General features: G+C 74.8%; 25 protein-coding genes. 15 read left to right on the top strand and 10 right to left on the bottom strand.

Translation table 11 applies throughout. The features are described 5' to 3' along the window. Window positions 1–5: 5 nt before the first annotated feature. Entirely contained in the window at window positions 6–1,256 is a 1,251-nt protein-coding gene (locus PH189_RS13260) for a hypothetical protein (protein ID WP_274189260.1), read from the bottom strand. Between the two features lie 160 nt (window positions 1,257–1,416). Between PH189_RS13260 and PH189_RS13265 the strand changes: the two genes are divergently transcribed. After that, entirely contained in the window at window positions 1,417–1,665 is a 249-nt protein-coding gene (locus tag PH189_RS13265) for a DUF3039 domain-containing protein (protein WP_328308869.1), read from the top strand. A gap of 77 nt (window positions 1,666–1,742) precedes the next feature. Beyond that, the gene (locus PH189_RS13270; protein ID WP_274189262.1) at window positions 1,743–3,506 is read left to right on the top strand and encodes a DEAD/DEAH box helicase; all 1,764 of its coding nucleotides are present in this window, start codon (window positions 1,743–1,745) and stop codon (window positions 3,504–3,506) included. Between the two features lie 400 nt (window positions 3,507–3,906). On the opposite strand, the gene PH189_RS13275 is transcribed toward PH189_RS13270, so the two are convergent. Beyond that, entirely contained in the window at window positions 3,907–4,101 is a 195-nt protein-coding gene (locus PH189_RS13275; protein ID WP_274189263.1) for a DUF7455 domain-containing protein, read from the bottom strand. Window positions 4,102–4,409: 308 nt separating this feature from the next. Between PH189_RS13275 and PH189_RS13280 the strand changes: the two genes are divergently transcribed. After that, the gene (locus PH189_RS13280) at window positions 4,410–5,771 is read left to right on the top strand and encodes a type I glutamate--ammonia ligase (protein WP_274189264.1); all 1,362 of its coding nucleotides are present in this window, start codon (window positions 4,410–4,412) and stop codon (window positions 5,769–5,771) included. On the opposite strand, the gene PH189_RS13285 is transcribed toward PH189_RS13280, so the two are convergent. Genes PH189_RS13285 through gvpJ form a run of 3 tightly spaced genes read right to left on the bottom strand, consistent with a single transcriptional unit; the run spans window position 5,768 to window position 7,387 of the window. Further along, entirely contained in the window at window positions 5,768–6,613 is an 846-nt protein-coding gene (locus PH189_RS13285; RefSeq protein WP_274189265.1) for an inositol monophosphatase family protein, read from the bottom strand. The genes PH189_RS13280 and PH189_RS13285 overlap by 4 nt on opposite strands. Before the next feature lie 43 nt (window positions 6,614–6,656). Then, window positions 6,657–6,947, bottom strand: a complete 291-nt coding sequence (locus PH189_RS13290) for a hypothetical protein (protein ID WP_274189266.1) — start codon at window positions 6,945–6,947, stop codon at window positions 6,657–6,659. 41 nt (window positions 6,948–6,988) lie between these two features. Next, complete coding sequence (gvpJ, locus tag PH189_RS13295; protein WP_378014960.1) at window positions 6,989–7,387, bottom strand: gas vesicle protein GvpJ; 399 nt, start codon at window positions 7,385–7,387, stop codon at window positions 6,989–6,991. A 753-nt stretch (window positions 7,388–8,140) separates the two neighbouring features. Here gvpJ and PH189_RS13300 point away from each other — a divergent pair. Then, window positions 8,141–8,572 carry a DUF1622 domain-containing protein gene (locus PH189_RS13300; RefSeq protein WP_274189268.1) on the top strand — a complete coding sequence of 144 codons (432 nt, stop codon included), beginning with the start codon at window positions 8,141–8,143 and terminating at the stop codon, window positions 8,570–8,572. 71 nt (window positions 8,573–8,643) lie between these two features. Here the strand turns inward: PH189_RS13300 and PH189_RS13305 are convergent, their stop codons facing one another. Further along, on the bottom strand, window positions 8,644–10,104 hold the full coding sequence (locus PH189_RS13305) for an RNA polymerase sigma factor (protein WP_274189327.1): 1,461 nt from the start codon (window positions 10,102–10,104) through the stop codon (window positions 8,644–8,646). A gap of 220 nt (window positions 10,105–10,324) precedes the next feature. Between PH189_RS13305 and PH189_RS13310 the strand changes: the two genes are divergently transcribed. After that, the gene (locus PH189_RS13310; RefSeq protein WP_274189269.1) at window positions 10,325–11,179 is read left to right on the top strand and encodes an inositol monophosphatase family protein; all 855 of its coding nucleotides are present in this window, start codon (window positions 10,325–10,327) and stop codon (window positions 11,177–11,179) included. A gap of 18 nt (window positions 11,180–11,197) precedes the next feature. Here PH189_RS13310 and cei read toward each other — a convergent pair whose 3' ends face one another. Beyond that, on the bottom strand, window positions 11,198–11,854 hold the full coding sequence (gene cei / locus PH189_RS13315; RefSeq protein ID WP_274189270.1) for an envelope integrity protein Cei: 657 nt from the start codon (window positions 11,852–11,854) through the stop codon (window positions 11,198–11,200). 397 nt (window positions 11,855–12,251) lie between these two features. Here cei and PH189_RS13320 point away from each other — a divergent pair, with 397 nt between their 5' ends. Further along, a complete protein-coding gene (locus PH189_RS13320) occupies window positions 12,252–12,554 on the top strand; it encodes a DUF4193 domain-containing protein (protein WP_133825164.1) in 303 nt (100 codons plus the stop codon). Between the two features lie 72 nt (window positions 12,555–12,626). Here PH189_RS13320 and PH189_RS13325 read toward each other — a convergent pair whose 3' ends face one another. Further along, complete coding sequence (locus PH189_RS13325) at window positions 12,627–13,136, bottom strand: DUF3093 domain-containing protein (protein WP_274189271.1); 510 nt, start codon at window positions 13,134–13,136, stop codon at window positions 12,627–12,629. A gap of 25 nt (window positions 13,137–13,161) precedes the next feature. On the opposite strand from PH189_RS13325, the gene dut reads away from it, so the two are divergent. From dut to PH189_RS13345, 4 genes are all read left to right on the top strand, one after another. Further along, window positions 13,162–13,659 (top strand): dUTP diphosphatase, encoded by a 498-nt coding sequence (dut, locus tag PH189_RS13330; RefSeq protein ID WP_274189272.1) that lies wholly within the window; start codon window positions 13,162–13,164, stop codon window positions 13,657–13,659. Beyond that, window positions 13,656–14,390 (top strand): DUF3710 domain-containing protein, encoded by a 735-nt coding sequence (locus PH189_RS13335; protein WP_274189273.1) that lies wholly within the window; start codon window positions 13,656–13,658, stop codon window positions 14,388–14,390. Before dut ends, PH189_RS13335 begins: the two co-directional genes overlap by 4 nt. A gap of 122 nt (window positions 14,391–14,512) precedes the next feature. Then, entirely contained in the window at window positions 14,513–14,887 is a 375-nt protein-coding gene (locus PH189_RS13340) for an OB-fold nucleic acid binding domain-containing protein (protein WP_274189274.1), read from the top strand. Between the two features lie 142 nt (window positions 14,888–15,029). Next, window positions 15,030–15,800, top strand: a complete 771-nt coding sequence (locus PH189_RS13345; RefSeq protein WP_274189275.1) for a DUF3159 domain-containing protein — start codon at window positions 15,030–15,032, stop codon at window positions 15,798–15,800. Here PH189_RS13345 and PH189_RS13350 read toward each other — a convergent pair. Further along, window positions 15,797–16,468, bottom strand: a complete 672-nt coding sequence (locus tag PH189_RS13350) for a potassium channel family protein (protein ID WP_274189276.1) — start codon at window positions 16,466–16,468, stop codon at window positions 15,797–15,799. The two genes, PH189_RS13345 and PH189_RS13350, sit on opposite strands and share 4 nt — an antisense overlap. Before the next feature lie 25 nt (window positions 16,469–16,493). After that, window positions 16,494–17,162 carry a potassium channel family protein gene (locus PH189_RS13355; protein ID WP_274189277.1) on the bottom strand — a complete coding sequence of 223 codons (669 nt, stop codon included), beginning with the start codon at window positions 17,160–17,162 and terminating at the stop codon, window positions 16,494–16,496. Between the two features lie 123 nt (window positions 17,163–17,285). Between PH189_RS13355 and PH189_RS13360 the strand changes: the two genes are divergently transcribed. The 5 genes from PH189_RS13360 to PH189_RS13380 all read left to right on the top strand — a co-directional run bounded on the left by PH189_RS13360 (window position 17,286) and on the right by PH189_RS13380 (window position 23,919). After that, entirely contained in the window at window positions 17,286–19,421 is a 2,136-nt protein-coding gene (locus tag PH189_RS13360; protein ID WP_274189278.1) for an APC family permease, read from the top strand. Then, complete coding sequence (locus PH189_RS13365; protein WP_274189279.1) at window positions 19,418–20,653, top strand: class I SAM-dependent RNA methyltransferase; 1,236 nt, start codon at window positions 19,418–19,420, stop codon at window positions 20,651–20,653. Before PH189_RS13360 ends, PH189_RS13365 begins: the two co-directional genes overlap by 4 nt. Window positions 20,654–20,697: 44 nt before the next feature. Next, window positions 20,698–21,891, top strand: coding sequence for an amidohydrolase family protein (locus tag PH189_RS13370; protein WP_274189280.1), 1,194 nt, complete (start codon window positions 20,698–20,700; stop codon window positions 21,889–21,891). After that, window positions 21,888–23,246, top strand: coding sequence for a M20 metallopeptidase family protein (locus PH189_RS13375; protein ID WP_274189281.1), 1,359 nt, complete (start codon window positions 21,888–21,890; stop codon window positions 23,244–23,246). The genes PH189_RS13370 and PH189_RS13375 overlap by 4 nt, the downstream gene beginning before the upstream one ends. 91 nt (window positions 23,247–23,337) lie before the next feature. Further along, window positions 23,338–23,919, top strand: coding sequence for a class I SAM-dependent methyltransferase (locus PH189_RS13380; protein ID WP_274189282.1), 582 nt, complete (start codon window positions 23,338–23,340; stop codon window positions 23,917–23,919). Window positions 23,920–23,995: the final 76 nt, after the last annotated feature.

A 23,995-nucleotide genomic window follows, 5' to 3' on the forward strand; every position in this document is an offset into this window, starting at 1 on the left:
GGACGCTAGCCGCGGCCCGCGCGGCCCGGTGGCGCTTTCGCGGAACTCGTGGCGCGAGACCGGACCGGGCCCGACCAGGGGTCGGTGCGCAGGGGCGCGGGGTGCGGCCACGGCCCCGTGGCCGGCCGGACCGGGCGGGCGATCGGGACGGGCCCCGGCCCGGCACGGACCACGGGCCCCGGCCCCGGCGGCATGTCGAGCACGCGCACCGGGCCCGACACCGGGCCGAGCGGGCGCGGACGTGCTCCCTCCCGGTGGGTGCGGGCGGGCCGCGGCGGCGCCAGCGGGCGGATCTCGGTGCGTTCCGGGTCGTCCCCGCCGGTGGTGACGAGGGCCGGCGGCCCCCAGCCGTCGCCGGAACGGGCGGGCCGGGCCGGCGCCGGCCCCGCCGCGGCGCCCCGCCGCAGGTCGAGCAGGGGCGTCCAGGGCCAGTACTCCTCGAGGCGTCGGCAACGGGCGCACCCCAGCCCCAGCACGAGGCCGAACACGAGATGTCCCACGAGCGAGAGGAGCACCGTGGCCGGCGTCAGCGGGAACATCTGCTGCTGCCCCCGCGGGGCCAGGGCCACCGTGGCGACGAGGCCCGTCCACACGGGGAACACCGCGAACGTCACCGAGGCCGCGACGGTGGCGCGCTCGCCCCACCGGCGCAGCCCGGTGGCGGCGACGAGCACGAAGAACGCGACGCCGATGCCGCCGCCGTCCCCGACGTAGCGCCACAGGTAGCCCACGACCGCGCCGACCACCGAGGACCCGGCGTCGGCGGCGGGACCGGAGCCGAGGATCCAGGTGCCCACGCGCGGGATGAAGTCGCCCCACCAGCCCAGCAGGTAGACGGTGTCCAGGCGCACCGCGTCGTAGACCAGCGTCGCCAGCACCCCCCACATCGCCCCGGCGAGCAGCAGCCGCTCCTCGCCGGCGGGGGAGAACACGCCGAGCAGCAGGGTGACCAGCGTCAGCGGCACCACGAGCAGGCCGGCCGTCACGTTCATCGGGGCGATCCCGAACACGTGCGCGAGGATCGCGAGCAGCGGCAGCGCGGCCACGAGGAGGTGCAGGCCCAGCCGGAGAAGGCGCGCACGGTGCTCGCCGACGAAGACGCGGACGACCTCGAACCGCGACCCCGGGTGGCCGGGCAGCTCGTCGGGCAGCTCGTCGGGCAGCACCGCGGACGGCCAGGGGACGGGCGCCCGCGCGAACCGGGGCGCCACGCCGGGACGACCGACGGGATGGGCCGACCGGGCCGGTGCGGCCATGAGCGCTCCTCCTCGACGGGGACGGGTGCGCTCACCGTGACAGCACCGTCGGCGGTGTGGGTGCCGTTTGGTGCGATCCGCCCCCGGGCGGCCGGGGACTGTGGGCAACGGGCCTCCCGGCGTGCCCCCACCGTCGGGGTCGTGGGGCATCATGGAGCCCATGAGCCAGACCACCGTGCTTCCCGACACCCGGCCCCAGGGGACCGACCGCACGGGTGACGACGACCCGAAGATGTTCCACTACGTCCGGAAGAACAAGGTCGCCGAGTCGGCGGTCACCGGGTCGATGGTGGTGGCCCTCTGTGGCGAGACCTTCCCGGTCACGCGCTCGCCCAAGCCGGGCTCGCCCGTCTGCCCGGCGTGCAAGGAGATCTTCAGCAAGATGCGGCCCGGCGACGACGGCGAGTAGGTCCCTGCGGACCTCTCCGACGGCCGCCCGATCACCGGGCCGCCGCCGTCCCCGTCCGACGTCTGCCCGGAGGGCCCTTGACCACCCGTACGACCGGTAGCCCGACCAGTACGGAGACGGCGGCGGCACGGCCGCTGCGCACCTGGCAGCGCCGTGCGCTGACCCGGTACCTCACCGACCGCCCCAAGGACTTCCTGGCGGTCGCGACGCCCGGCGCGGGCAAGACCACGTTCGCCCTGAAGGTGGCGGCCGAGCTGCTGGGCGACCGCTCGGTCGACACGGTCACGATCGTCTGTCCCACCGAGCACCTCAAGCACCAGTGGGCCGAGGCCGCCGGTGCCGCGGGCCTCGCGATCGACCCCGAGTTCTCCAACGCCGTCGGGCGCACGTCGACCGACTTCCGCGGTGTCGCCGTGACCTACGCGCAGGTCGCCGCCCACCCCGTGCTGCACATGAACCGCACCGAGGGCCGGCGCACCCTGGTGATCTTCGACGAGATCCACCACGCGGGCGACGCCAAGTCCTGGGGCGAGGCGACGCGCGAGGCGTTCGCGGGCGCGACGCGCCGCCTGGCGCTGACCGGGACGCCCTTCCGGTCCGACGACAACCCGATCCCGTTCATCGCCTACGAGCCCGACAGCGTGGGCGTGCTGCGCTCGCGCGCCGACCACTCCTACGGCTACGCCGACGCGCTGGCCGACGGGGTCGTCCGACCGGTCGTCTTCCTCGCGTACTCGGGCCAGGCGAGCTGGCGCACCAGCGCGGGCGAGGAGATGACCGCCCGGCTCGGCGAGCCCCTCACCGCCGAGCAGAACGCCCGCGCCTGGAAGACCGCGCTGGACCCCAAGGGCGAGTGGATGCCGGCCGTCCTGCAGGCCGCCGACACCCGCCTGACGCAGCTGCGCGGCGGGGGCGTCCCCGACGCCGGCGGGCTCGTCATCGCCACCGACCACACCACGGCCAAGGCCTACGCGGCGCTGCTGCGCCGCATCGCGGGCGAGGAGCCCGTCGTCGTGCTCTCGGACGACCCGAAGGCCTCCGGGCGCATCGCGGAGTTCGGGCGCACGAACGAGCGCTGGCTCGTCGCCGTCCGCATGGTGTCCGAGGGCGTCGACGTCCCGCGGCTGGCCGTCGGCGTCTACGCCACCAGCGCCTCGACGCCGTTGTTCTTCGCCCAGGCCGTCGGCCGCTTCGTCCGGTCGCGGCGGCCCGGGGAGACCGCGAGCGTCTTCCTCCCGAGCGTGCCGTCGTTGCTCACGCTGGCCAGCGAGCTCGAGGTGCAGCGCGACCACGTCCTCGGCCAGCCCCACCGGCCGAAGGAGGGCTGGGAGGACGACCTCCTCGAGGCGGCCAACCGCACCGAGGACGAGCCGGGCGAGCAGGAGAAGGCGTTCGAGTCCCTGTCCGCCGAGGCCGAGCTCGACCAGCTGATCTACGACGGGTCGTCCTTCGGCACGGCGGCCGGCGTGGGCTCGGCCGAGGAGCAGGACTACCTCGGGCTGCCCGGGCTCCTCGAGCCCGACCAGGTGCGGGCGCTCCTGCGGCGTCGCCAGAGCGAGCAGCTCGACCGGGAGGAGGAGTCGGCCGCACCCGCGACGTCGGCCCCGGAGCCGTCCCCGTCGCCGGTCCGCGAGTTCCGCCGCGACGTCGGTGTGGCCGAGCGGCTCAAGGAGCTCCGGCGCGAGCTCAACGCCCTCGTCGCCGCGCACCACCACCGCACCGGCAAGCCGCACGGGGCCATCCACGGCGATCTGCGGAAGTACTGCGGGGGGCCCGCGACGCCCATGGCGTCGCTCGAGCAGATCGAGGAGCGCATCGCGACCCTGCGATCCTGGCGCTGATCTCTACGCAGAGTGTCTGATCCTTAACCTGTGGTACACATCACACTCTGTGGTGAGCAAGCGCTGTCGCGGCCGTCGCGGTCCGACATCCCCGCGTCACGGTGTTCACCGGAGCGTCACGATGCCGACGAACCTGGCGGCGCCGGACGGAGCGGGCGCGGAGCGAAGTGGCTGGACCGGGAACGCGGACCGGTCGCCCGGTTCCTCCGACGACGGATCGGACAGCATGATCGCGGTGCGGGGGCGGCCGCCCGTGCCGGTCGGGGAGCCGCCGACGGCAGTCGGCGCACGAGGTCCCACCCCGCACACGACGACGGGCGAGGACCCTGAGGTCCTCGCCCGTCGTGGTTTCGATCTGCGGCTGTGGTCTTCTGCGACGAAGTCGCTGGTCAGCGGGCCGTCATGCGCTCTCACCGGCCTGGACGTCCACCGACAGCTCCTTCAACTTGGCCTCGTGGGCCCGGGCGTGGTGCCCGCAGAAGAGGAGTTCTCCACCGGAGGGCAGTACGGCGCGGACCTTGGCCGCTGCACCGCAGCGGTCGCAGCGGTCCGAGGCGGTGAGTTCTGGCCGGGTCAGGGTGCCGGGCATCGTCATCTCCCTCCGTCGGGGTCCGAGACTCTCGTCCCGGGCCCGCGAGATCCGGTCGTGCGACCGTCCCTCCACTGTGTCAGACGCTGCCCGCGACCGCTCGTGTTCACGCGCCGCTTTGTCATCCGTCACGAACCGCTCATCGGAGGTGGAGAACCGTTCGTTCCGGGGTAGGGGCGACAACCACCCGTTGGTGAGTCGATCTCGAGCGACGAGTGGTGACGGGGGCCGCCGCCCCCGCCGGTCACGGCGGGGCTGTCGGGGTCGCCCACTAGCCTGTGGCCACCACACCGGGACGGTGACAGGAGACTGCGGTGGGCGACACGGCGGAGCGGGCGAGCGAGCTCGTCGAACAGCTGCGGGGCGTGGGCGTCGCGGGCGTCACCGTCGTCTGGTGCGACAACAACGGCATCCCGCGGTCCCGGACGGTGCCTGTGGCGTCACTGCCCCAGGTCGCCGACACCGGCATCGGCGTGAGCACCGTGTTCGCGGTCTTCGACACGAACGACGGCATCCAATACGGCGCGCCGGGCCGCGAGACCCCCTCGGGCGACGTGCGCCTCGTGCCCGACCTCGACCGCCTGACGCCGCTCGCGGGCCAGCCGGGCATGGCGTGGGCCCCGGGCACCCAGGTCGACGTGGACGGCGCGCCGTGGCCGTGGGACCAGCGCTCCCTGCTGGCGGCGACGGTCGACGGGCTCGCCGAGCGCGGTTACACCGCCCTGGTCGGCTACGAGATGGAGTTCGCGGTCTCGGCGCCGAGCCCGGACGGCGCCGTGGTGCCCGCCTACCGCGGTCCGGCGTACAGCCCCCACGGCCTGCTCGAGATCGACGCGTTCGCCACGGACCTCCTGCGTGACGCCGAGGCCAACGGGCTGCGCATCGGGCAGTTCCACGCCGAGTACGGGCCGGGGCAGGTCGAGCTGTCGCTCGGCGCCACCGACCCGGTCCGGGCCGCCGACGAGCAGCTCCTGGCCCGCCAGACCGTCCTGGCCGCCGCCGCACGCCACGGACTGCGCATCAGCTTCGCGCCGCTGCCGTCGCTGCAGCTCGCGGGCAACGGCTGGCACGTCCACAGCTCGCTGTGGCGCGACGGCGTCAACCTGCTCGCCGGAGGTCCCGAGGGACCCGGCACGGCCGGCAGCGGCTACATCGCGGGCCTCCTGCGCGACCTGCCCGCGCTCGCGGCCGTCACCGCGCCCTCGATCGGCTCCATGGCGCGGCTGCGGCCGGGCTTCTTCGCGGGCGCCTTCGGCTTCTGGGGCATCGAGAATCGCGAGGCCCCCGTCCGCTACGTCGTGGGCTCGCCGCTGCTCGGGGCCGACCACGCCAACGTCGAGCTCAAGGTCTCCGACGCCTCGGCCAACCCCTACCTCGCCCTCACCGCGCTGCTGACCTCCGGCGTGGCCGGCGTCGAGGAGAACCTCGTCCCGCCGTCCCCGATCGCCGCGGACCCCGGCACCTGGAAGAAGAAGGAGCGGGCCGCCGCGGGCGTCGAGAAGCTGCCCACCACCCAGGCCGACCAGGAGGCCGCGCTGCTCGCGTGTCCCCGGGTCACCGAGGCGCTGGGCGCCGAGCGGCTCGGGGCGTTCCTCGCGGTCCGGCGCGCGGACGCCGCGTGGGCGGCCGAGCGCGAGCCCGAGGACGTCCTCGCGGCCTGGCGCTGGCGCTACTAGCGGCCGAGTAGGACGTCCAGGATCGCCTCGTGCGCGGCCGGGCGGGCGATGAGCAGGTCGGGGGAGTAGGGGTCGTCGGCGCCGAAGGGCAGCGGGGACCCGTCGAGGCGGGTGACGCGCACGCCCGCGCCCTCGGCGACCGCGGCCGGCGCCGCGTTGTCCCACTCGTACTGCCCGCCCGAGTGCAGGTAGGCGTCGACGAGGCCGTCGACGACAGCGAGGGTCTTCACGCCCGCCGCGGACATCGCGACCGTGCGCACCGGGAACGCGGCCGCGAGCCGGCGGAGCTCCATCGGGGGCCGTGAGCGGCTGACGGTGACCGACAGCCCGGCCTCGGGATCGACGGGGGTGTCGGGCAGCGGCCGGACGGTGGCGGAGTCGACGAGCTCGCCACGGGCGGGCAGGGCGACCGCGCCGGCGACCAGCGTGCCGTCGACCACGAGCGCGACGTGCACCCCCCACTCGTCCCCGCCGCGGCCGTAGCCGCTCGAGCCGTCCAGCGGGTCGATGATCCAGAGCCGGTGCGCCCCGCGGCGTGGGGCCGGGTCCTGGGTGCCCTCCTCGGAGAGCACCGCGTCCGCGGGCCGATGGCGGGCGAGCGCGCCGATCAGGTAGTCGTGCGCCTCGGCGTCGCCGCGGTACTCCCGCTCGCGGCCCGTCGACGTGTCGTCGCGCAACGTCATCAGCAGCTCGCCGGTGGCCTCGGCGAGCTCCCGTGCCAGCGCGGCGTCCTCGGCGACGGTGGGCTCGTCATCCGGTCCTGAGGGACGAGCGCCCCTCTCGGCGTGCTCCCCTGGATGCTGCGTCTCCGGTTCCGGCGGCAGATCCCTCGCGGCACTCACCCCCCGATCCTGCACGACGCCGCGCGGCGTCACCCGATGGGGATCAGCCGCCCTCGGCGGCGGTGAGCACGCCGGCCAGCTCGTGCAGCACCGCGGCCCGCGCGTCGTCGGACCCCGGGGCCGTGTCGTCGCGCTGGTCGAGTAGGAGGCGGGCGAGGCTCGCGAGGCTGATGACCTGCGCGGCGAACTCCTCGGGCCCGGCCAGCTCGCCGAGGAGGGCGCCGACGGCCTGGAGGTCGCCCGAGTCCATGCCCTGGATCAGGGCCACCGAGCGGCGGTGGACCTCGGCGGGATCGGGGGCGGGCAGGCCGTCGGCGGCGGGATCGGGTTGCACGCCGCCAGCATCCCAGCCGGGCACGGGAGCTCGTCGGGGGCTCAGCGCTTCCCGCGGAACTCCCGCCACTTCTCCTGGCCGGCGTCGAGGACGCCCTTGGTGATCCCCTTCGCGGCGCCGTGGGTGACGCCCTCGGTCATCTTCTTGGGCAGCTCGTCGAGGCCCATGCCGCCCTTCGCGTGCAGGTCGAGACGGTTGGTGGCCTCGGCGAAGCGCAGGTAGGTGTCGACGCTGGCCACGACGATGCGCGCGTCGATGGTGACGATCTCGATGCCGATCAACGACACCTTGGCGAAGGCGTCGATGACCAGCCCCTTGTCCAGGATCAGGTCCAGGACCTCGGCGAGCCCGCCCTGGGGCGAGCGACTGACACCGGCGGAGGTCACCGCCGGAGTGTAGGAACGCGGCACCGCCGACGACCATCGACCGGACGGTCCCATGATCAGGGCCGGACGCGCGCCGGCCGGGCGCCGGGCGGTGCGTCGCGCGTCAGGGCACGACGTTGCTGAAGGGGCCGCCGACGCGGTCGTCGGTGTTGCCGAGCTCGTCCTGGGTGATCCGGGCGAGGCCGTCGTGCGGGGTCAGGACCAGGTTCTCGTCGAGCACGACGCTGCGGAACCTCCGGCTCCGCGGGGACTCCAGGGCGCGAGCCCGGATCGGCCGCGCTCTCGCCCGCAGACCTTGGAAGTCCCGTTCCGCCCCGACCATGACGTCCGATCCGGTCCAGGCACCACAGGCGCGGCCCGTTGAGGACGGCGGGGAGCGCGCCGTGCTCGCGCGCCAGCGCGTCGAGGTCGAGCCGTTCCAGCAGCGCCTGCGGGCCGGTGTCCCCGGTCCCCGTGGGGCTGTTGCGCCCCTGGGTGTGCTGGATCGCGGCGACGAGCTCGGCGGCGGGGTCACCGCCGACGAGGAAGATCTCGGCGTAGCGATCTCCGCGGATGTGGTCGAACCGGGTCAGGGTCGCGCCGGTGTCGTCCTGTGGGAGGGTCGCGGTGACCATGGGGCCGTGCCACCGTGCTTTCCCGGGCGCCGTGCTCCGCGGACCCGACGGTCGGGGGCGGCCCGGGGACCCGGAAGGGACCATCGGACCTCAGGGAGGCCCCCACCGGCCCGGGTCCGCCGGCGCCGCCCGGCCCGGGACACCGGCCCTCTCGACCGGGTTCGCTGGCGGCATGTCGGTGGTGGGGGGAGCAGTGACGACAGGCACGACGTTCGTCCACGTCATGGAACGGGTCGCCCAGGTGTTCGAGGTCGTCGCCGTGGCGCTGCTGCTCGCCGGTCTCGCGTGGTCGCTCGTGCTGGCCGGGTGGATCTGGGTCCGCCGCCGCGCCGGTCACCGTGCGTTCCTCGCCCTGCGGGAGACCTTCGGCGGCACGCTGCTGCTCGGCGTCGAGGTGCTCGTCGCCGCCGACCTCGTCCGGACGATCGCGATCGAGCCCAGCCTCGAGAACGTGGCCGTCCTCGGGCTGATCGTGGTGATCCGGACCTTCCTGAGCTTCTCGCTGGAGGTCGAGATCGAGGGGGTTCCCCCGTGGCGCCGCGCGCTCGTCAACGGTGGCACGCGCACCGTGCGCGCCGCGCGGCGGGGGCTCGCCGACCCGGCGGAGCCCCGGAACGACGTCTGAGGCCCCGACATCTGAGGCCCCCGAGCCCTCGACCTCGTCGGTGCGGACGACGAGGTCGGGCGCGGTGGGACTCAGTCCAGGTAGTCGCGCAGGACCTGCGAGCGCGACGGGTGACGCAGCTTCGACATCGTCTTCGACTCGATCTGGCGGATGCGCTCGCGCGTCACGCCGTAGACCTGGCCGATCTCGTCGAGGGTGCGCGGCTGGCCGTCGGTGAGGCCGAAGCGCAGGCGGACCACGCCGGCCTCGCGCTCGGAGAGCGTCGCGAGGACCGACTGCAGCTGGTCCTGGAGCAGCGTGAAGGACACCGCGTCGACGGCCACCACGGCCTCGGAGTCCTCGATGAAGTCACCGAGCTGCGAGTCGCCCTCGTCGCCGATCGTCTGGTCGAGCGAGATGGGCTCCCGGGCGTACTGCTGGATCTCCAGCACCTTGTCCGGGGTGATGTCCATTTCCTTGGCCAGCTCTTCCGGGGTGGGCTCGCGGCCCAGGTCCTGGAGCAGCTCACGCTGGATGCGGCCGAGCTTGTTGATGACCTCGACCATGTGCACCGGGATGCGGATGGTGCGGGCCTGGTCGGCCATCGCGCGGGTGATGGCCTGGCGGATCCACCACGTCGCGTAGGTGGAGAACTTGTAGCCCTTGGTGTAGTCGAACTTCTCGACCGCACGGATGAGACCGAGGTTGCCCTCCTGGATCAGGTCCAGGAACGCCATACCGCGGCCGGTGTAGCGCTTGGCGAGCGAGACGACGAGGCGGAGGTTCGCCTCGAGCAGGTGGGACTTGGCGCGCTCGCCGTCACGGACGATCCACCGCAGGTCGCGCCGCATCTGCGTCGCGAGCTCCTGCTGGGCCTCGGCGACCTTGCGCAGCCGCTCGGAGGCGTAGAGGCCGGCCTCGATGCGCTTGGCCAGCTCGACCTCCTCCTCGGCGTTGAGGAGGGCGACCTTGCCGATCTGCTTGAGGTAGGCGCGGACCGAGTCGGCCGAGGCGGTGAGCTCGGCGTCCTTGCGCGCCTGGCGCAGCGCCTCGGACTCCTCCTCGTCCCAGACGAAGTCGCCGGACTTCTTGTCCTCCTCCGAGGGCTCCTCGGTCTCGACCTCGGTGGCCTCGACGACCTCGGCCCCGAGCACGACGACGTCCTCGGTGAGCTCCGAGGCGGCGGCCTCGAGCTCGGTGCCCTCGAGGCCCTCGAGGTCGGCGCCCTCGGGCTCGTCGGCGGCGCCGTCGGCGTCCTCCGCACCCTCGGGTGCGTCGGCCTTCGCCGCGCCCTTGCCCTTGGCCGGGGCGGCCTTCTTGGCGCCCTTGGCGGAGCGGGTGGCCTTCTTCGCAGGGGCCGTCGCGGGCGCCTCCGCACCCTCCGGAGCCGCGACCACACCGACCGGGCCCGCAGGGGCCTCGGCGGGGTCGGCGGCGTCGGAGACGCGGCGTCGGGTTGCGGACTTTGCGGCTGCCACAGACGACCTTTCGTGACGAACGGCTGCACGGCGGTGGGATCGACGGGCCGGGCCGCCGGAGGGCCACCCGGAGATGGGGGAGGGCACGCCAAGGTTCCCGTCCCCCGGGTGTACCGCCTCGGCTCACCATCCATTGTAACGAGCGTCCGGCGAGTCCGTCGCACCTCACAGGTCCGGCGGCGGACGAGTCCTCGTGGCGGCCGGTCACGGGATCGATTCGGGGCGTCCGCGAGGGCCCCCGGCCCGTGGTCCGGGCGTCGCCGGACGGCCACCTGCGTGTGGTCGGATGCTCCTCATGGACTCCCCGGTGCGCGCGGAGGTGCTCGAGGACCTCGCCGTGACGATCGCCCGCGAGACGGCCGCCCTGGCCCTCACGGTGCGCGAGCGGGCGGTCGCCGACCCCGGCCGGCTGGACACGAAGAGCTCGGCCACCGACGTCGTCACCGAGGGCGACCGGGCCTGCGAGGCCCTGGTCCGCGAGCGCCTGGCCGCCGCCCGTCCCGATGACCTCGTGCTGGGCGAGGAGGGCGGCACCAGCGGCACGCCGGCCCCGGGCCAGGTCCGGTGGATCGTCGACCCCATCGACGGCACCGTGAACTACACCCACGGCCTGCCCTGGTTCTCGGTCTCGATCGGCGCCGAGGTGGACGGTGTCGTCGTCGCCGGCGCCGTCGTGGAACCGGTCTCGGGGCGCGTGTGGCGCGCGGCGCGGGGCCACGGCGCGTTCCGCGACGACGCGCCGCTGCGGGCCTCGGCGCTGGAGGACCTGCGTCTCGGCGTCGTCGGGACGGGGCTGAACTACGACCCGGCCCGCCGCGGGCGCCAGGCGGCGGTGCTCGCCCGGATCGCGACGTCGATCGGGGACGTGCGCCGCACCGGGTGTGCCTCGCTCGACCTCTGCGCCGTGGCCGCGGGGTGGCTCGACGGCTTCTACGAGCACGGTCTGCAGCGCTGGGACGTCGCGGCCGGGTCGCTGATCGCCGAGGAGGCCGGGGCGGTCGTGCGCCTGCCGGGCCGCAGCGAGGACGGTCTGGGCCACGACGGTCCGGGCCACGACGGTCTGGGGGACGAGGCGACGGTCGCCGCCACACCCGGGATCGTGGCCGCGCTCGTCGCGCTGCTCGCCGCCGAGGGCGCCGGCGGGATCTAGCGGGGATCGAGCGGGGATCTAGGAGCTGCAGTCGACCGAGCGCAGCGCGGTCAACGTGGCGTCGTCGGGCATCGGGGCCGGGGCGCCCGAGCCGTCGGTGGCCGTCTGGCGGCCCAGCGCCCGCAGGGCCTCGGTGACGGGCTGGCCGGGCGAGATGTCGCGGAAGTCGTCGCCCAGCGCCAGGTCCACCTCGCCGCCGGCGCGCCGGTCGGACACGAGCTCGGCGCACGGCACCACGAGGCTCAGCGTGCGCGCCGCGGAGGCGCCCTCGGGCCCGTAGCGGATCTGGCCGACGCACGAGAGGTCCTGCGCGGGGTAGAAGGGGTCGTTGTCGGGCGGGGCCGCCTCGGCGATGCCGAGCTCGCCGAGCTCGGCGGCCGCCAGCTGGGCCTGCCCGCGCTGGCCGGCACCGTTGAGGACCTTCACGCGCACGTCCCCGGGCGCGGCGGCCTGCTGGTCGTCCAGCGCGTCGGACGCCTGCGGCGCGCCCGCCCCCGCCACCGGCGAGGCGTTGCACGACGTCACCGAGCCCGCCGTCGAGTTGGTGAACACGATGGTCCAGGTGACGATGCTCGCCACCGCGAGCACGGCCACCAGCACCGTGGCCGGCACCATGTTGCGCCGCCGGTAGACGTCGCGGACGCGGGACGCGCCCTCCTTGAACGTGCTGACCACCGACGCCCCTTCCCGCCCGACCGCGGCGGGAGACCTCGGCCCGTCGCGTCGGGATCAGAGTAGTGGTCCCCATCCGCGCGGGACCCCGGCCGCGGCCCGGCGTGGCGGGGCCGGTGGTTGGCCGGTGGCGAGGGGCCGTGACCCGCGGGTTGCCGGGTCGTGTCCGTTCCGCCGCGCCGCTGACACCGGGGTCGGCTGACCGGGTGGGGTCCCGTGGGTTACCCTCCCGCCGCTCCGCAGCCTCTGCGCGGACGTCGCGTTCGTCCGCGCCGGGTCACCCGGTGAGACCCGGGTCACTTTCCCGGTCCGGCACAAACGGCCGTCCTCCCGCGTTGTGCTGCCGCACGACAGAGATATCTCCGGGCAGCAACCGGGCAAGACCGAGGGTGGGAACCGCATGGCGACCGACTACGACGCCCCGCGCCGCAACGAGACCGACGAGATGGGTGAGGACTCCCTCGAGGAGCTCAAGGCCCGGCGCAACGAAGCGCAGTCCGCCGCCGTCGACGTCGACGAGACCGACACCGCAGAGAGCTTCGAGCTCCCCGGGGCCGACCTCTCCGGCGAGGAACTGACGGTCCGCGTACTGCCCAAGCAGGCTGACGAGTTCACCTGTGGAAGCTGTTTCCTCGTCCATCACCGCAGCCGCCTCGCCGACCAGCGAGGAGGCCTCTTCATCTGCCGCGACTGCGCGGCCTAACCGCTCCACGGTCCGGGTCGTCAGCGCTCCTACGTCGCGCTGACGCCCCGCGCCGTCGCGGTGGCGGCGTGATCACCGGAGCGCCGCGATCAGGTGCTCCGGACGACGGGTGGAGATGACCCAGTAGGGGGTGGGGTCGTCCGGGTCGAGCACCTCGATCCGGACGACGGGCCCCACCCAGGGACGGTGCAGGACGAACGCCTGCGGGTCGAGCTGGGGGCCGAGTGCCTCCCGCTTGGCCTCGCCGGTGACCACGTCGACCCGTCCGACCAGCGACACCGGGAGATGGGCCACGCCGGCGCGCAGCTCGCGCGCCGCCCGATCGGCCCCTCCCGACGGCGTGCCGACCCCGACACGCACGCGGCCCAACCAGATCAGCACGGCCACGGCCAGCGGCAGCAGGAGCACGTAGGGCAGCCAGGAGCGGACGCCGGGGTAGCCCATGTGCAGCTCGGCCGCCAGGAGCACCGCGATCAGCAGCGCCGGCGGCCACCACCACCACGGCACCGTGAGGCGCTCGTCGTGGTCGGCCCCGTCTCCGGGGCCCGCGTCGGATCCCGGTGAGGGCCGTGGGGAGCTCACGACACCCAGAGTAGTCTCGCGCGCCGTGGTGCAGGTCGACCTCGTCCGCCTCGATCCCGGGCTCCCCGTGCCGGCGCAGGCCCGTCCCGGCGACGCCGGCATGGATCTGGCAGCCGCCCACGACGTGACCCTCGCCCCCGGCGAGCGCGCCCTCGTGGGCACCGGGCTCGCGCTGGTGCTCCCCGAGGGCTACGCGGCGTTCGTGATGCCCCGCTCGGGGCTCGCCGTCCGCGAGGGCATCGGGCTGCTCAACGCGCCCGGGACGATCGACGCCGGGTACCGCGGCGAGGTCAAGGTGTGCCTGGTCAACCACGACCCGGCCCGCACGGTGAGCCTGCGACGCGGCGACCGCGTCGCCCAGCTCGTCGTCCAGCGGGTGGAGGAGACGGTGTTCCGGGTCCTCGAGGGCGTCGACGACGTCGAGGCCCTGGCCGCGCACGCGCCGTCGGCCCGGGGGGAGGGCGGCTTCGGATCGACCGGGGTCGCCGGCGGGGGACGTCGTACGGAAGGAGACCAGCGGTGAGCGAGGACGTGCGGGGCGGGCGTCACCGGCAGCGCGCGGGGCGGGTGGCCCAGGTCGGCGTCGCCGCCGATCCCGCGGGGCGCCGTCACCACCAGCGACAGGGCCCGTGGGACGCCGAGGAGGCGCCGCGCGACGGCCGCCTGCGCCTGGACCTCGGCTCGGTGCAGCTGCCCGTGCCGCGGGGGGCCCGCCTCAAGGCCGAGCCCGACCCCTCCGGCCCGCTGCGGGCGGTGCACGCGATGGTCCCCGAGGGCCGGCTGACGGTCAGCGCCTTCGCCGCGCCGCGCACCGGGGGCCTCTGGCCCGAGCTGGTCGAGGAGCTCGCCGCCCAGCTCCAGTCCGAGGGCGCGACGATCCGGCGCGACCGCGGGGAGTGGGGCCGCGAGCTCGTGGCCCGCAACGGCACCACCGTGGCGCGCGTCATCGGCGTCGAGGGACCCCGGTGGATGCTGCGCGGTGTCGGCACCGGGCCGGTCCAGCACGCCCTCAAGCTGCACGGACTCCTGCGCGAGATGCTCCGCGGCACGGTGGTCGTCCGCTCGTCGGACGCGTTGCCGGTGCGCTCGCTGCTGCCGCTCGACGTGCCCGAGGACGTGCCGGAGGAGTTCGCCGACTCGCTGGTCGAGTCGATGCCCACGAAGCCCCGGCAGATCACCCGGCCCGAGGGCCCGGTGATCCCGATGATGCTGCCGCAGCGGGCCGGGGCGGGCACCTCACCGGGTCGCAGCTGAGCAGGTCGTGACCTGCCGGACAAGGGCGACCGATCGCACACGACAGGACTATTCTCGGGATCAGTCCGCGGCCGACGGCGCCCGATCGAGGCGACGTCCGCGGTGACGGCACAGGAGCGGTCATGAGCGCCGAGAGCGGATTCCTGCGACGCATGGTCCGTCGGCTCACCTCCGACGTCGGCGACCTCGATGCGGACGACCTGTCCGCCGAGGCCGTCCGGTCAGGGTGCAACCGGGCCTGCGACTCGAGCACGGGCGAGGCGGTGACCGTCAAGGGCCGCCTGCGCTCGGTGGAGATCTGTCCACGCGGCTCGGTGGCCACGCTGGAGGCCGAGCTCTTCGACGGCACCGACGGCGTGACCCTCGTGTGGCTGGGACGCCGGCGGATCCCGGGCATCGAGCCGGGCCGCACCGTGCGCGCCAGCGGGCGGGTGGCCGTGCGTGACGGCCGGAAGGTCATCTACAACCCGTACTACGAGCTCCAGCGGACGCACTGAGTACCGTGGTCCCACCGGCCGCCGGCCGGTGCGGGCCGCCCCGCCCGGGCCGTCCGCCGTCCTCCGGGAGACCGCCATCCGACCCGAGACGCGCTCCTCAGAATCCGACCCGCTCGACGCCCCGACGGGGCCCGTCCGCGGCGTGGGCGCCCCGCGCCGCCGGGAGCCGGAGACCGAGGCGCTGGGCACGCCGGTGGTCCGGGACGAGGTCGCCCACGAGCCGGACCTCGATCCCGACCCCGATCCCGACGACGCCCCCGAGCCCCGCAACCCCACGCTCCTCGACCAGATGGGCGGGATCCCGGGGATCGTGGCCTCCGGCGTGCCGGTGGTCGTGTTCGTCGTGGCCCAGGCCGTCGCCGGCAACCTCGTCGCATCGATCGTCGCGGCGGTCGCGTCCGCGCTCCTGGTGGCCGGCTGGCGGCTCGCGCGTGGCGAGGCGGTCCAGCCCGCCCTGTCGGGCCTGCTCGGGGTCGCGGTCTGCGCGTTCATCGCCTGGCGCACGGGCGAGGCCAAGGGCTTCTTCCTGCTCGGCATCTGGACGAGCCTGATCTACGGCGGCGTCTTCCTGCTGTCGGTGATCGTCCGGCGGCCCCTGGTCGGGGTCATCTGGCACCTCGTCAACGGCGAGGGCCAGGCGTGGCGCCGGGACGTCGCGGTGCGCCGTGCGTTCGACATCGCGTCGCTGGCCTGGGTCGTCGTGTTCGGCGCGCGCTTCGTCGTCCAGCGCTGGCTCTACGACTCGGTCTACGCCGACACCTGGCTGGGCTGGGTCCGCATCGCGATGGGCGTGCCGCTGGCCGCCGTCGCGGCCGCGGTCACGGTGTGGGCGGTCCGGCGCAGCCGCCGGTCGGAGGCACGGCCCCAGGAGGTCGAGCCCCAGGACCGGCCCCACTCCCGACGGGCCCGCTAACTCGCTTCCGGCTCGCCCTTGAGGACCCGCTGGATCTCGTCCTCGAGGTCCTCGGCGGCGACGAACATCAGTTCATCGCCCGGCTCGATCGGGTCGTCCGGCTGGGGGACGATCACGCGGCCGCCGCGCAGGATGGCGACGAGGGCGGCCTCGCGGGGCAGGGGCACCTCGCGCACGGCGCGCCCGGCCAGCGGGGTGTTGGGCGGCAGGGTGACCTCGACGAGGTTCGCCGTGCCCTGGCGCAGCGTCATCAGGCGCACGAGGTCGCCGACCGAGACGGCCTCCTCGACCATCGCCGCGAGCATGCGCGGGGTGGACACGGCCACGTCGACGCCCCAGGCGTCGGTGAACAGCCACTCGTTGCGCGGGTCGTTCACGCGGGCGACGACGCGGCGCACGGCGAACTCGGTCTTCGCGAGCAGCGAGACGACGAGGTTGACCTTGTCGTCGCCGGTCGCCGCGATGACGACGTCGCAGCCCTGCATGCGGGCCTCCTCGAGAGAGGCGAGCTCGCAGGCGTCGGCGTGCACCCACTCGGCCTGCGGGACGGCCTCGGGCTCCACGTGGGTGAGGTCGCGCTCGATGAGCATCACCTCGTGCTCGGCCTCGACGAGCTCGGCGGCGATCGAGCGGCCCACCGCCCCGGCGCCGGCCACGGTCACGCGCATCGGTCGTACCTCCCGGGGACGCCCCTCACTGCTCGCCCCTCTCCGGCGACGCCGCCGCGGCGGCGGTGACCGCGGCGACCGTGCCGCTGACCGCGGCCGTGTACACGACATCCTCCGCCTGCAGGACCGTCTCCGGCGTGGTGAGCACGCCGGTGCCGAACCGGACGATGAAGGCGACGCGGCTGCCCGTGGCCTCCTCGAGCTCGGTGACCGGCCGGCCGGCCCAGTCCTCGTGGAAGTGCACCTGCATGATCGCGACGGTGCCCGACGGGTCGCGCCAGGCCGTCGCCACGCCGTCGGGCAGCAGCATCCGCAGGAAGCGGTCGGTGGTCCACGGCACGGTGGCCACGGTGGGGATGCCGAGGCGCTCGTAGACCGCGGCGCGCTTGGCGTCGTAGATGCGGGCGACGACGTGGGAGACGCCGAAGGTCTCGCGGGCCACGCGCGCGGCGATGATGTTCGAGTTGTCCCCGGAGGAGACCGCCGCGAACGCCTCGGCGCGGTGGATGCCCGCGGCCGTCAGCGTCTCGCGGTCGAAGCCGGTCCCCACCACCTCCTGGCCGTGGAAGTCGCTGCCGAGGCGGCGGAACGCCTGGGCGTCGCGGTCGACCACGGCCACGCCGTGGCCCAGCCGCTCCAGGGCCAGCGCGAGGGAGGACCCCACGCGCCCGCAGCCCATCACGACGATGTGCACGCCGCCTCCCGATCTTCGCTCGGCCGCGCCGGTACCTCCCCGGACGGGCGGTGCGCACCGTATCTCCCCCGACGGCGTACCCACCGATGCGCTGGTGGGTGTGTACGCGCCTACGCTCCTCACGTGTCCAAGCTCGCCACGGCGACCAAGCGCCTGCTGCTCGGCCTGCCGTTCCGCAGCGACGAGCTGCAGGGCACGCTGTTGCGCAAGCGGATCGCCCTGCCCGTGTTCGCCTCCGACGCCCTGTCGTCGGTGGCCTACGCGCCGCAGGAGGTGCTGATCACCCTGTCGCTGGCCGGGCTGGGGGCCTACGCGCTCTCGCCCTGGGTGGGCGCGGCGGTGATCCTCGTGCTCGGCACGGTCATCGTGAGCTACCGCCAGAACGTGCACGCCTATCCGTCCGGCGGCGGGGACTACGAGATCGCGACGGTGAACCTCGGCAAGTACGCCGGGCTGACCGTGGCCAGCGCCCTGCTCGTCGACTACACGCTCACGGTGGCCGTGTCGGTGTCGTCGGCCGCGGACAACCTCGGCGCGCTCGTGCCGTTCGTCGGCGACCACAAGGTGCTCTTCGCGGTGGCGGCCATCGTCGTCCTCACCGCCATCAATCTGCGCGGCGTCCGGGAGTCGGGCGCGACGTTCGCGATCCCGACCTACTGCTTCATCGTCTGCATGGTCGGGATGATCGTCGTCGGCGTCGTCCGGCTCGCCTCCGGCGACACCCTGGTCGCCCCGAGCGCCGGGTTCGGGGTGCTGCCCGAGGGCGGCGGTGACTCCACCGACGACCTCACCCAGCTGGCGCTCGTCTTCCTCGTCCTGCGTTCGTTCACCCAGGGCTGCGCGGCTCTGACCGGCGTCGAGGCCATCAGCAACGGGGTGCCGGCGTTCCGCAAGCCCAAGTCGCGCAACGCTGCGACCACCCTGGCCATGCTCGGGCTGATCTCGGTGTTCCTGTTCTCCGGAATGATCGCCCTGGCCCGCGCGTCGGGCGTGGTCATGGCCGAGCGGCCGGGCGACCAGCTCGTCGGTGCACCGGCCGACTACCGGCAGGAGACGCTGGTCGCGCAGCTCGCGCGGACGGTCTTCGACGGCTTCCCGCCCGGCTTCTGGGCGGTGACGATCTTCACGGCGCTGATCCTCGTGCTCGCCGCCAACACCGCGTTCAACGGCTTCCCCGTGCTCGGCTCGATCCTCGCGCAGGACCGCTACCTGCCCCGCCAGCTGCACACGCGGGGCGACCGGCTGGCGTTCTCGAACGGCATCCTGTTCCTGGCGTTCTTCGCCGTCGTGCTGGTGGTGGGCTTCGGCGCCGAGGTCACCGCGCTGATCCCGCTCTACACCGTCGGCGTCTTCGTCTCGTTCACCCTGAGCCAGACCGGCATGGTGCGGCACTGGACGCGCCTGCTGGGCACCGAGAGGGACGCGACCGAGCGCACCCGGCTGCGGCGCTCCCGCTGGGTCTCGGGCTTCGGCACGGCGATGACGGGCACGGTGCTGCTCGTCGTACTGGTGACGAAGTTCCTGGTCGGCGCGTGGATCGCCATCGTCGCCGGGGTCCTCGCGTTCCTCCTGATGCTCTCGATCCGGCGCCACTACGACCGGGTCGCGGAGGAGATCGCCGCCCCGGAGGTCATGACCAGCACGCTGCCCAGCCGCAACCACGCGATCGTGCTCGTCTCGCAGCTGCACATGCCGACGCTGCGGGCGGTGGCCTACGCCCGCGCGACCCGCCCGGACGTGCTGGAGGCGCTGACGGTCAACGTCGACGACGCCGACACCCGGGCGCTGGTGGCGCAGTGGGAGCACCGTGACATCCCGGTGCCGCTCAAGGTCGTCGAGTCGCCCTACCGCGAGATCACCAAGCCCATCCTGCAGTACGTCAAGCGCATCCGGACCGACAACCCACGGGACGTGGTCACCGTCTTCATCCCCGAGTACGTGCTCGGGCGCTGGTGGGAGCAGCTGCTCCACAACCAGAGCGCCCTGCGGCTCAAGGGCCGCCTGCTCTTCCAACCCGGGGTGATGGTGGTCAGCGTGCCGTGGCAGCTCGAGTCCTCGAAGCGGGCGGCGGCCCGCCGTCCCCCCGGCGCCCCGGGATCGGCGCGCCGCGGCTACGAGCCCCCGCCCGGTGCCGGCGGGCCCGCGGTACCGGTCGACCCCGCCCCGACACCGACGCCGAGCCCCGCGACGGAGGGACGCTCGCCGTCCCGCCCGCGCACCGGGGGCGGGCGCGACGAGACGCCGGCGCGGCCGCGATGAGCGCGCCCGTCGAGGGGACCGCGGAGCCCGCCGTGGAGCCCGCCGTCACCGACTGGACCGACCAGCTGCTCGAGCTCGACGTCGGGGCGGTCGCGCACGGGGGTCACTGCGTCGCGCGGCACGAGGGCCGGGTGGTCTTCGTGCGCCACGCACTGCCCGGCGAGCGGGTGCGGGCCGCGGTCACCGAGGACGCCGGCGGCTCGTTCTGCCGCGCCGACGCGGTCGCCGTGCTCGTCGCGTCGCCGCAGCGCGTCGAGCCGCCCTGCCCGTGGGCGGGGCCCGGCGGCTGCGGCGGCTGCGACTGGCAGCACGCCGAGCCGGCCCTGCAGCGCGACCTCAAGGCGGTCGTCATCGCCGAGCAGCTCTCGCGACTGGCCGGGATCGAGCGCGAGGTCACCGTCGAGGAGCTGCCCGGCGGGTCCCTGGACTGGCGCACCCGGATGCGGATGGCGGTCACCGACGACGGGCGGGCGGGCCTGCGGGCGCACCGCAGCCACGAGGTGCTCCCGGTCGGCGACTGCCCGATCGCCGCGCCGGGGGCGCTGCTGCCCGTGCTGGAGCGGGAGTGGACGCCGACCGCGGAGGTCGAGATCGTCCGGGACGCCGCGGGCGAGGTGCACGCCACGGAGCTGTTCGAGGGCGTCCGGCACCCCGCCCTGGGCAGCGGCACCGCCCACGAGCAGGCCGCCGGCCGCGAGTGGGACCTGCCCGCGGAGGCGTTCTGGCAGGTCCACCCGCACGCCGCGGACGCGGTGGTCGCCGCGGTGCTCGAGGGTGTTGGCGATCTCGCGCCGGGCGCGTGCGCCTGGGACCTCTACGGCGGCGCCGGGCTCATCGCGGCCCCGCTGGCCGAGCGCGTCGGACCGGAGGGTCGCGTGGTGCTCGTCGAGAGCGACCCCGCGGCCACCGCGGCGGCGGGGCGTTGCCTCGCCGACCTGCCGGCGGTGCAGGTGGTGCGGGGTCGGGTGGAGAAGGTCCTCAACGGGCTGCCCGGGCCGCCCGCGGTGGTCGTCGCCGACCCGCCGCGCAAGGGACTGGGCCGCGGCCTGGCCGGCCGGCTCGCCGAGCAGGGTGCCGAGCGGATCGTCCTCGTCGCCTGCGACCCGGCGGCGCTCGCCCGCGACGTCGCCGCGATGGCCGAGCACGGCTACCGGCTGGACGCGCTGCGTGCGTTCGACGCGTTCCCGATGACCCATCACGTCGAGTGCGTCGCAACCGTGCGCCGGAAGTGAGCTACTCCGGTAGACAGGGACCGGCGGCGTCGAGGGAGTCACCGGTGAGCGGGAGCCTGAGCGGAAGCCTGGTCAGCGCCGGGCTGGTGCCGGCGGGGCCGATCAGCTTCCTGGACGGGGTCCGGCTGATCGACCACCACTGCCACAGCGTCGTCGCGGGTCCGCTCGACCGGGCGGGCTTCGAGGCGTTGCTCACCGAGGGTGCCGCGCCCGCGCCGGGCACGAGCGGCTTCGACTCGGCGCTGGGGTTCTCGGTGCGCCGGTGGTGCGCGCCGGCGCTCGACCTGCCCGCCCACGCGGACCCCGACGACTACCTGGCCCGCCGCGCCGAGCTCGGGCCCGACGAGGTGACCCGCCGGTTCCTCGGCGGGGCCGGGGTGGGCGCGGTGTTCGTCGACCACGGCTTCGCGGCCGGCGGCCTGCTCGCCCCGTCCGCCCTCGGGGTGGCGGCGGGCGCGGCGGTGGGCGAGGTCGTCCGGCTCGAGGCGGTGGGCGAGGCCGTCGCGGACGCGGGCGTCGACGCCGCCGGCTACGGCGACGCCGTCCGCGACGCCGTCGTCGCGCGCACCGACCCCGGGGCCGTCCCGACGCCCGTCGCCACCAAGAGCGTCCTGGCCTACCGGGCGGGCCTCGACGTCGACCCGACCCGCCCGGAGGCCGCGGAGGTCACGAAGGCGGCCGACGGGTGGCTGCGGCGCCGCGCGGAGACCGGCGAGCCGCTGCGCGACCCCGTGCTCCTGCGCCACGGCCTCTGGGCCGGCCTGGACACCGGGCTGCCGCTGCAGATGCACACGGGGTTCGGCGACCGGGACGAGGACCTGCACCGCGCCAACCCGGCCCTGCTCGTCGGCCTGGCCCGCCTGGTCGAGCCGCTGGGAGTGCCGCTGATGCTGCTGCACTGCTACCCGTACCACCGGGAGGCGGCGTGGCTCGCGCAGGTGTTCGCCGGCGTGCACGTCGACGTCGGCCTGGCCGTGCCCTACGTCGGCCCCCGCGCCGCCACCGTGGTCGGCGAGCTGCTCGAGCTCGCGCCCTTCGGGAAGGTCCTCTACTCCTCGGACGCGTTCGGGCTGCCCGAGCTGCACCTGCTGGGGGCGCTGCGCTTCCGTTCGGCGCTGGGTGGTCTATTGGAGCACCTCTGCGCGACGGACGAGCTCGCGCCCGCTGACGCCGAACGGGTGGCCACCATGATCGGGACCGACAACGCGCGCCGGGTCTACGGGCGGATGCCGGCGTGAGTCGGCCCCAGCCTGCGACCCCACAGCCCGCGACCCCGCCCCGTGTCGCCCCGGCGCTGCACGCCGCGCTCGAGGAGGAGCTCGACGCGGCCGTGGCGCTCCGACACGCGCTGCACCGCGACCCCCGCCTGTCCGGGGACGAGGCCGACAGCCGCGACCTCGTGCTCGGCGCGCTCGCGGATGTGGTGCCGGACGGGCGGACCCCCGACCCGGTGGCCGACACCGGGGCGATGGTGCGGCTCGGCGCCCCCGCCGAGGAGGGGACGCCGGCGGTGGCGGTGCGCGCCGAGCTCGACGCCCTGCCCGTCGTGGAGCGCACCGGTCTGCCGTTCAGCGCCACCGGCGCCGCCGCGCACGTGTGCGGGCACGACGTGCACGTCGCGGCGCTGGTCGCCGTGGTGCGGGCGATCGGACGGGCCGGCGCCGACGCGCTGCCCGCGCCGCTGCTCGCGGTCTTCCAGCCGCGCGAGGAGAAGGCCCCCTCCGGCGCCGCGGACGTGGCCGCCGACCCCGCCTTCGTCGCCCACCGGGTGGGGGCGATGCTCGGCGTGCACGTCCAGCCCGAGCTGCCGCGCGGCACGGTCTCGGTGCGCGGTGGCCCGGTGAACGCCTCGGCCGACGAGATCGAGATCGAGGTGCACGGGCGCGGCGGGCACGGCGGCTACCCCCACCGCACGCGCGACGCCGTGCTCGCCCTCGCCGAGATCGTCTCCGGCGTGCACCACATCGTGTCCCGGCGGGTCGACCCGATGGCCGCCGGTGTGATCACCATCGGGCAGATGACCGCGGGGTCGGCGCCCAACGTCGTCCCCGAGACCGCGTCGGCGCGCGGCACCGTCCGGGCTCTCGACGCCGACCGGGACGAGATGCTCGCCGCGGTTCGCGACGTCGTGGAGGGCACGGCCACGGCCTACGGGTGCACCGCCACGCTCACCGTGGTGCCGAACGAGCCGGCCGTGGTCAACGACGACGCGCTGGCCCGCACGGTCGCGGCCTCGCTCGGCGGGCGCCGCCGCGATGACCGGGCCGGCGGCAACGCCAACGGTCACGGCGGCCGCAGCGGGGACGCGGACGGCGCGGGGGAGCCGACCGGCCTGGTGCTCGACACCACGTTCCGATCCTGCGGCGCGGACGACTTCTCGCACTACGGTGACGTGCTGCCGTCGTTGATGCTGTTCGTGGGCACGACCCCGGCCGGGTCCACCCCGGGCGAGGGCCCCGGCCTGCACCACCCCGAGTTCTCGCCCGACGACGCGATGGTCGGCGAGGTGGCCCGCGCGCTCCTCGCCTCGGTCGTCGCCGCGGGCGCGGCGCTCGTGGCCACCACCGCGGAGCCCGCGGACCCGCTGGTCTAACCCGAGGCCGGCCCCAGCTCGTCACCACCCCCCGCTCGTCACCACCCCTCAGAACCCGGGGCCGGCGAGCCCTCGTGAAGGAGATCCAGGCGTGACCGAGATCCAGGCGTTCGCCCGCGAGTTCCTGCGCGACCCGCTCCACGTCGCCGCCCTGTTCCCCAGCTTCGCGCCCCTCTGCCGCCAGGCCGCGGCGCCGCTGCCCGAGACGGGCGACCCGGTGGTGCTCGACCTCGGTGCCGGCACCGGCCAGGTCACCGACGTGATCCAGGAGCGCCTGGGCGGACGGGGCCGGCACATCGCGGTGGAGTTCAACCCCCGCATGGCCGCCGTCCTCCAGGAGCGCCACCCGAAGGTCGAGGTGATCTGCGACGACGCGAACGCCGTCGTCGAGCGCCTGCTCGCCGAGGGGGTGCGCACCGACCTCACCGTCTCCGGCCTGCCCTGGCTGGTCACGTCGCCGAAGGACCGCACGATCTTCCGCCCGCTGGCCCGGCTCGCGGCCCCGGGGGGTGCGGTGACCCAGCTCGCCCACGCCTGGATCCGCTTCTTCCCGGCCGCGAAGCAGGTGCAGCGCAACCTCGAGACGCACTTCGAGGAGGTCGTCGTCACGCGCACGGTGATGGCGAACATCCCCCCGGCTGTGGTCTACGTCGCCCGCCGCCCGCGAACCTGATGGTCGCGCCGTCGACGACGATTCGGGCGAACTGCGCCCCGTCCGCGCGTCCGTAGACTGGGCGGGCCGTTGACCC

The sequence above is a fragment of the Actinomycetospora chibensis genome (assembly GCF_028737215.1).
GTDB classification, from domain to species: domain Bacteria; phylum Actinomycetota; class Actinomycetes; order Mycobacteriales; family Pseudonocardiaceae; genus Actinomycetospora; species Actinomycetospora chibensis.

Excerpts from the sequence above, each read along its gene's own strand:
- PH189_RS13350 (WP_274189276.1), bottom strand. The coding sequence starts at position 16,468 with ATGCGCGTGACCGTGGCCGGCGCCGGGGCGGTGGGCCGCTCGATCGCC.
- PH189_RS13260 (WP_274189260.1), bottom strand. The coding sequence starts at position 1,256 with ATGGCCGCACCGGCCCGGTCGGCCCATCCCGTCGGTCGTCCCGGCGTG.
- gvpJ (WP_378014960.1), bottom strand. The coding sequence starts at position 7,387 with ATGGGACCGTCCGGTCGATGGTCGTCGGCGGTGCCGCGTTCCTACACT.
- PH189_RS13275 (WP_274189263.1), bottom strand. The coding sequence starts at position 4,101 with ATGACGATGCCCGGCACCCTGACCCGGCCAGAACTCACCGCCTCGGAC.
- PH189_RS13340 (WP_274189274.1), top strand. The coding sequence starts at position 14,513 with ATGAGCGCCGAGAGCGGATTCCTGCGACGCATGGTCCGTCGGCTCACC.
- PH189_RS13320 (WP_133825164.1), top strand. The coding sequence starts at position 12,252 with ATGGCGACCGACTACGACGCCCCGCGCCGCAACGAGACCGACGAGATG.
- PH189_RS13310 (WP_274189269.1), top strand. The coding sequence starts at position 10,325 with ATGGACTCCCCGGTGCGCGCGGAGGTGCTCGAGGACCTCGCCGTGACG.
- PH189_RS13365 (WP_274189279.1), top strand. The coding sequence starts at position 19,418 with ATGAGCGCGCCCGTCGAGGGGACCGCGGAGCCCGCCGTGGAGCCCGCC.
- PH189_RS13265 (WP_328308869.1), top strand. The coding sequence starts at position 1,417 with ATGAGCCAGACCACCGTGCTTCCCGACACCCGGCCCCAGGGGACCGAC.